Origin of the sequence: Streptomyces alkaliphilus (assembly GCF_014141535.1) — a bacterium.
Taxonomy (GTDB): Bacteria; Actinomycetota; Actinomycetes; order Streptomycetales; family Streptomycetaceae; genus Streptomyces; species Streptomyces alkaliphilus.
Genome location: NZ_VKHT01000171.1, coordinates 1 through 6,841 on the forward strand (window position 1 = coordinate 1; position 6,841 = coordinate 6,841).

A 6,841-nucleotide genomic window follows, 5' to 3' on the forward strand; every position below is an offset into this window, starting at 1 on the left:
GGGGAGGGGAGGCCCGGCCGGGTACGATGTGATCACGGCAGACGAGTCGCGCGGGCGGTCGCGTCGACGCCCCACCGGGGCGTCGCCGAGGAACGTCCGGGCTCCACAGGGCAGGGTGGTGGCCAACGGCCACCCGGGGCGACCCGCGAGACAGTGCCACAGAAAACAGACCGCCGGGGCCGCTTCGGCGGCACCCGGTAAGGGTGAAACGGTGGTGTAAGAGACCACCAGCGCCCGGGGTGACCCGGGCGGCTCGGTAAACCTCACCCGGAGCAAGGCCGAGAGGGACCGCCGCGAGGCGGTCCTGCGCGGACGTTCGAGGGCTGCCCGCCCGAGTCCGCGGGTGGGCCGCTGGAGGCTGTCGGCAACGGCAGTCCTAGATGGATGACCGCCTCCCCCGGGGCCGCGAGGGCCCGGGGAGACAGAACCCGGCGTACAGCGCGACTCGTCTGCCGCTGCCCCTTCCCCCGGAGGGCTTCTCCCCCCCCCGGGGCCGGGAAGTCCCTCATCGGTGGTCCCGGTACCCGCTGTTTCCCGCTCCGGCCGTCCCGTCCCTCGGAAGGCCGCCCCGGTACGCCCCTGATCCGGCGGTCCGGGTGCCGCGCGGGGCCGGGCCCCGGTCGGCCACCCATCAGCAGGAGTGCGCCCCCGGGGAATCGGATCGCCCCCGCACGGGCGGGTGCCGGCTCACCCCACCGGCTTCCGGGACCCCGGCGCGGGGTCGGGGAAGCCCGGCCGACCCCGGCTCGGGGGCCCGGTTGCCCGATCGCGGTGGTGCGGTCACAGTGCCCGGGCCGCGTAGGCCCTGACATCCGCGTCCGGGTCCGTCGTGGCCGTGGCCAGGGCCGCTCGGGCGTCCTCGGCGCCCCGGTGTCGGGTCAGTGCCACCACGGCGGCCTTGCGGACATCGGCGTTCGGGTCGGTGAGGGCCTTGGCGAGCGCGGGCACGGCGAGCTCGGGAGCCGTGAGGGAGAGGGCGGCGGCGGCGCCGGCCCGTACCTGCCAGGCCGGGTCGGAGAGAGCCGCCTCGGCGCGTGCGGCCAGGGGCGCGGGGCAGCCGATTGTGCCGAGTGCCTCGTAGGCGGCTGCACGCACCAGGGCGTCGGAATCGTCGATGAGTTCGGCGAGAGCCGAAAGCACCACGTCGGGTCCCGGGCCGGCCGACGTGGCTCCTTCGGGTTCTCCGGCGGTGACGGTGGCCAGGGCCTTGGCCATGGTGACGCGGACCTCGCGGGAGGGGTCGGCGGTCGCCGCACGGGCCAGTTCCCCGGAGGCGCCGACCGACACGAGTGCTCGCACTGCCGCGATACGCACGGAGATGTCCACGTCCGACAAGGAGGCCGTGAACAGCCCGGTTCCACCGAGGCGCAGGACACGCAGGACGTCGAGCGCGGTGGCGCGGGCCACGGGATCGGCTTCGGACAGGGCGGTGACCAGGCCGTCGCGCAGGCTCGGTTCGGGGGGCAGCGTCTCGACCAGTTCGCGCAGCGAGGCGGCCGAGGTGGCGCGGACACCGGCGTCGGGGTCGGTGAGGGCGGTGGCCAGCGCCGGTCCGGTGCCCGGGGGCACCGTCTCCGTGAGCACGGTGACGGCCGTTCGGCGAATGGTGGGATCGGGGTTGGTCAGGTAGGGGACGAGGGAGGAGAGCCGGGGCTCGTCCTCCGCGAGGGAGAGGAGTTCGAGCAGGCGTGGTGTGGCCGGCGTCTCCGCGCCGGTACCGGGGCGGGTGGGCATGGCGGTCGGAGTGGACTCCTGCCGTATCGCCACCGGTGCCGCCTCCCGTGCCCCCGCGGTCGCCACCTGTTCCGGGTGGACCTCGCCGAGGTGGCGGGAGGGCCCGCCGACCGGGGTGAAGCCGTCGACCGGGACCGCATAGGGAGCCACGGGACGCGCCGTGAACTCCATCGCACCGGTGGGGGATTTGCGCAGGTCGAGGTGGTGGAACCAGGAGGCGTCGTCACGACGGGGGTGGTCGAGGCGCTCGTGGTACAGGCCCCAGCGGGACTCCGTGCGGGCCAGGGAGGCCCGCGCGGCCATCTCTGCGCAGTCACGGATGAAATCCACCTCCGCGCAGCGCATCAGCTCGTGTGGGGTGCGGGCACCCATCGCGGCGATGTCGGCGCGCATCCGCTCGAAGGTCTCCAGCGCCAGCGACAGCCGTGCGCCGGACTTGGGTGGCGCCACGTAGTCGTTCACGAAGCGGCGCAGCTTGTACTCGACCTGGGGTTGTGGCGGACCGTCGGGGTTGCGCAGAGGGCGGTAGATCAGCTCGTGCGCCTCTCGGAGTTGCTGGAGGGGCAACTCCCCTTCGTACGGCGTGTACCGGGACGCGTCCGCGCCCGCCAGGTCTCCGAAGACGAACGCGCCGATCATGTAGTTGTGCGGGACACAGGCCAGATCCCCGGCGGCGTACAGACGGGGGACGGTCGTACGGGCGTGGTCGTCGACCCGTACCCCCGAGGCCGAATGGCCGCCGCACAGGCCGATCTCGGAGATGTGCATCTCGATGTCGTGGGTGCGGTAGTCGTGTCCGCGACCGGCATGGAAGGTGCCGCGGGTCGGGCGCTCGGTCGAGTGCAGGATCGACTCCAGGGTCGAGATCGACTCCTCCGGCAGATGACTCAGCTTCAGGTACACCGGGCCCCGGTCACCGGCCACCTCGGCCGCGAACTCGGCCATCATCCGGCCCGACCAGTAGTCGGAGTCGACGAAGCGTTCGCCGTGCCGGTTGACCTGGTAGCCCCCGAAGGGGTTGGCGACGTAGGCGCAGGCCGGACCGTTGTAGTCCTTGATGAGCGGGTTGATCTGGAAACACTCGATGCCGGTGAGTTCCGCGCCCGCATGGTAGGCCATCGCGTAGCCGTCCCCCGCGTTCGTCGGGTTCTCGTACGTGCCGTACAGATAGCCGGAGGCCGGTAGACCGAGGCGGCCGCACGCGCCGGTCGCCAGGATCACCGCACCCGTGCGGACCGTGACGAAGGCGCCCGTTCGGGTGTGGAAGCCCACCGCCCCCACGGCGCGCCCTTCCGCTGTGAGCACGCGGACCGGCATCACCCGGTTCTCGATCCGGATCCGCTCCCGCATCTCACGTCGCCGCAGTTGCCGGTACAGAACCTTCTTGACGTCCTTGCCCTCCGGCATCGGCAGCACGTAGGAGCCGGAGCGGTGGACCTGGCGTACGGCGTACTCGCCGTGCTCGTCCTTCTCGAACTTCACCCCGTACGACTCCAGTCGCCGTACCATGGCGAAGCCGCGGGTGGCGGTTTGGCGAACGGTGGACTGGTCGACGATGCCGTCGTTGGCCCGAGTGATCTCGGCGACGTAGTCGTCGGGCTCGGCGCGGCCGGGGATGACCGCGTTGTTGACACCGTCCATGCCCATGGCCAGGGCGCCGGAATGGCGTACGTGTGCCTTTTCCAGCAGCAGGACGTCCGCCCCGTGTTCGGCCGCGGTCAGGGCCGCCATGGTGCCGGCGGTGCCTCCGCCGATGACGAGGACGTCGCAGCTGATCTCCTCGGCTTCGGTGAGGGCAGGGATTTGCAGAGGGGTGTCCACCGGGATGCCTTTCAGGAACCGAGTGACGTGAGGACTTCGCGCCGCAGGGCGATACGCGCCGGGTCGTCGTGGGCGGCGCGTTCGCGCGGGCGGGGTACGTCCCGTACGGCGATGAGGCGGCCCGCGCCCAGCAGGGCCACCCGGTCGCCGAGGAAGAGGGCCTCGTCCACGTCGTGGGTGACGAAGACGACGGTGGCGCCCGTGCCGTGCAGCACCTCCACCAGCAGATCCTGCATGCCGGCGCGGGTTTGGGCGTCCAGGGCGCCGAAGGGTTCGTCCATCAGAATGGCCCGGGGCCCGGGGGCCAGGGCACGGGCCAGTTGCGCGCGCTGGCGTTGGCCACCGGAGACGCCGTGCGGCCGACGCCGGGCGTGTTCGGCGAGCCCGACCCGCTCCAGCCACGCCTCGGCCCGGATACGGCGTTCGGCACGGGGCAATCCCTTGACGGCGAGTGGCAGCTCGACGTTCGCGAGCAGGGTGCGCCAGGGGAGCAGGGCGTCCTCCTGGAACACGAGGGCGCGTTCGGCGGACGGGGCGGTCAAGGGGCGTCCGTTCTGCGTGATCTCTCCGGAGAGCGGGGGCAGAAGGCCGGCCAGGGTGCGCAGGAGGGTCGACTTGCCGCAGCCGGAGGAGCCGACGACGGTCAGGATCTCCCCGGGGGCCACATCGAGGTGCACTTCGTCCAGCACGGGCGCGCCGGGACGTCCGAGAGCGGCGCCGTGCAGGGTGAGGCGGGTGCCGGTGAGGGACGGTGAACGGACGTCAGACGAACTGCTCACGGGACACCTCCTCCTTGGGCCCGGGTCCGGTCTCCGTGCGGGAGGGTGCTCCGTGCGTCCGTCGCGGGACGCGCGCACCGGGGACGTACGACGTGCGGGGCAGCCAGCGGGTCAGGCGGCGGCCCAGGAGTTCCACGGCCGTGGAGGTGAGCCAGCCCAGGACCCCGATCGTGACCATGCCGACGAAGACGCCCGGGTAGTTCACGATCGTGTAGTCCTGCCAGGTGCGGTAGCCGACGCCGTATTGGCCGGAGATCATCTCGGCGGAGATCACGCAGATCCACGAGACGCCGATACCGACCGACAGGCCGCCGAAGATGCCCGGGAGGGAGCCCGGCAGGACGACCGAGCCGAGGATGCGCCATCGGCCGCCGCCCATCGTCAGCAGGGCCTCCTCCCACACGGGGGTCAACGCGCGGACGGCATGCCGAGTGGAGACCAGAACCGGGAAGAAGGCGGCGGTGAAGGTGATGAAGACGATGCCCTGCTCGTTGGAGGGAAAGAGGAGGATGGCGACGGGAACCAGGGCGATCGCCGGAATCGGACGCACCACCTCCAGCAGGGGCCCCAGCAGGTCCTCCGCCAGTCGGGAGCGTGCCACGAGCACACCCCCTGCCACACCGAGCACCGCCGCCAGCAGGAAGCCGCTGAGGATGCGGGTCAGGCTGTCGGTGAGGTCCGTCCAGTAGTCGGCCCCCGTCAGCCGGTCGGCGAAGGCGTGGGCGATATCGGTGACCGTGGGGAACTGCGAGAAACGCAGCCACAGGTCGATGTCCAGGCCGGTCAGGAGTTGCCACAGACCGAGGGCGGCGGCGAGGGCGGCCCCCCGCAGGGCGTACCGGGCGAGGCGTGGGGCGGGCCGGCTCACGAGGCACGCTCCAGGGCGTCGGCATACGTGATGACCCGCGCCCCGTCGTGTCTGTCGATGTACGCCCGCGCGGTCGCGGGGGCGACGAACGGCAGCAGCTTCTCGCCGTCGACCACCCATACCGCCTTGTCGGCGAACCAGAGGGTGCCGGTGGTGGCGTCGGGGACGTAGGCGGCGCGAATGCCATCCGGGTGGGCGGCCACGTGGGCCAGGAGCTCCCTCGGGGTCCCGAAGGTCTCGGTCGTCCCGGCGTCCTTCGGCCACACCTCGCTCGCCGGATCGGGCGGCGTGGCCGCGAGCCGCTCCGCGTACGCCGCCCCGAGCGCTTTTCTCAGGTACCGGTCCTCCACGAACGCGTCCACGTCCACGTCGTCGGTGAGTTGCGCCGCCTTCAGAAGGGACACGTTCTGCTTCAGCGCGGAGACGAGCTGCGGCTTGACGGTCGGGTCGAAGGTGGAGATGCCGTGGGCGCCGTTGTACAGGTAGACGACCTCGGCGGGTAGATCGGTGGCCTCGGCGACCTTCTCGGCGGCGGCGACCGGATGGGTGTTGAGATAGTCGGTGGTTTCGTCCTGGGCCTTCAGGAAGGCTTCCAGGACGGCCGGTCGGTCCTCGGCGAAGTCCTTGCGCGCGGTGACGCCGTGGAAGGTGGGCAGGTCCAGCTGCGCGCCGTCGTACAACACCTTCGCCTTGCCCTCGTGGGCGAGAAGGCCCGGCCAGGCGACGAACTGGGCCAGCGCGTCGGCGCTGCCCGCGGCCAGAGCCGAAGCGCCCACGGCGGGCTGTTGATTGAGCTTCTCGATGTCCTGCTCGGGGTCGATGCCCGCGCGTTGCAGGGCTCGCACGAGTGTGCCGTCGACGGCGGAGCCGACGCTCGTGGAGATCTTCCGGCCCCTGAGGTCCTCCAGTGAGGTGAGTGTGGAGTCGGGTGTCGTGACGATGGTGTTGAGACCACCGCGCAGGTTGTAGCCGGTGACGGAGACCAGCTTGGTGGGGCGGCCGAGTTCCTCGCCGCGGGCGGCGTTGATGAGCAGTGGGAAGTCGCCCATCGAGCCGATGTCGATCTTCCCGGCGGTCATCTGGGCGGTGATGGGGGCGCCGGTGGCGTGGTCCTCCCAGACGACCTTGTAGGTGACACCGTCGTCGAGCGAGGCCAGGTGCCTCTCGAAGTAACCGAGGGAGCGGAGCAGGGTGCCGGCCGTGACCGTGTTGATGGTTTTGGACTGGTAGCCGACGGTGACGGTGACGGTGGTGTCGTCGCCTGCCGCGGAGGTACCGCCGCACGCGCCGAGCGGGAGCAGGAGGAGAGCCGCGGATACCGCGACCGCGGTGCGTTTCATGATGCTTCGTCCTCTCACCGGAGCAAATAGGGCATGTTGACCGTGACGGCTCCGGTGGGGCAGCGGGCCGCGCACGGACCGCAGTACCAGCACTCGTCGACGTGCATGTACGCCTTGCCGCTGTCGGTGTCGATGGCGAGGGAGTCCAGCGGGCACATGTCCACGCAGAGCGTGCAGCCGTCGATGCACTTCGACTCGTCGATGGTCACGGGTACGTCGGCTCGCTGGGGCACCAGGGGCATGGCTGTCTCCGAAAATGTCGCGCCGGGGTCTTCGCGGGGGAGGGACTCGAAGGGAGG

The 6,841-nt window shown here is 71.4% G+C and carries 5 protein-coding genes and 1 other RNA gene; 1 reads left to right on the forward strand and 5 read right to left on the reverse strand.

What is annotated here, in order from left to right; genetic code table 11:
* The first annotated feature begins 42 nt into the window (after window positions 1-42).
* Window positions 43-452: RNase P RNA component class A (rnpB, locus tag FNQ90_RS08190), an RNA gene on the forward strand.
* A 328-nt stretch (window positions 453-780) separates the two neighbouring features.
* Here the strand turns inward: rnpB and FNQ90_RS08195 are convergent.
* From FNQ90_RS08195 to FNQ90_RS08215, 5 genes are read right to left on the reverse strand one after another with little or no spacing between them, the layout of a single operon-like run.
* The gene (locus FNQ90_RS08195) at window positions 781-3,555 is read right to left on the reverse strand and encodes a fumarate reductase/succinate dehydrogenase flavoprotein subunit (RefSeq protein ID WP_182605764.1); all 2,775 of its coding nucleotides are present in this window, start codon (window positions 3,553-3,555) and stop codon (window positions 781-783) included.
* Window positions 3,556-3,566: 11 nt separating this feature from the next.
* A complete protein-coding gene (locus FNQ90_RS08200) occupies window positions 3,567-4,334 on the reverse strand; it encodes an ABC transporter ATP-binding protein (RefSeq protein WP_182605765.1) in 768 nt (255 codons plus the stop codon).
* Window positions 4,318-5,202 carry an ABC transporter permease gene (locus FNQ90_RS08205; protein ID WP_182605766.1) on the reverse strand — a complete coding sequence of 295 codons (885 nt, stop codon included), beginning with the start codon at window positions 5,200-5,202 and terminating at the stop codon, window positions 4,318-4,320. Before FNQ90_RS08205 ends, FNQ90_RS08200 begins: the two co-directional genes overlap by 17 nt.
* Complete coding sequence (locus FNQ90_RS08210) at window positions 5,199-6,542, reverse strand: ABC transporter substrate-binding protein (protein ID WP_182605767.1); 1,344 nt, start codon at window positions 6,540-6,542, stop codon at window positions 5,199-5,201. The genes FNQ90_RS08205 and FNQ90_RS08210 overlap by 4 nt, the downstream gene beginning before the upstream one ends.
* A gap of 14 nt (window positions 6,543-6,556) precedes the next feature.
* On the reverse strand, window positions 6,557-6,784 hold the full coding sequence (locus tag FNQ90_RS08215) for a 4Fe-4S dicluster domain-containing protein (protein ID WP_067240494.1): 228 nt from the start codon (window positions 6,782-6,784) through the stop codon (window positions 6,557-6,559).
* Window positions 6,785-6,841: the final 57 nt, after the last annotated feature.

Excerpts from the sequence above, each read along its gene's own strand:
- FNQ90_RS08210 (WP_182605767.1), bottom strand. The coding sequence starts at position 6,542 with ATGAAACGCACCGCGGTCGCGGTATCCGCGGCTCTCCTCCTGCTCCCG.
- FNQ90_RS08215 (WP_067240494.1), bottom strand. The coding sequence starts at position 6,784 with ATGCCCCTGGTGCCCCAGCGAGCCGACGTACCCGTGACCATCGACGAG.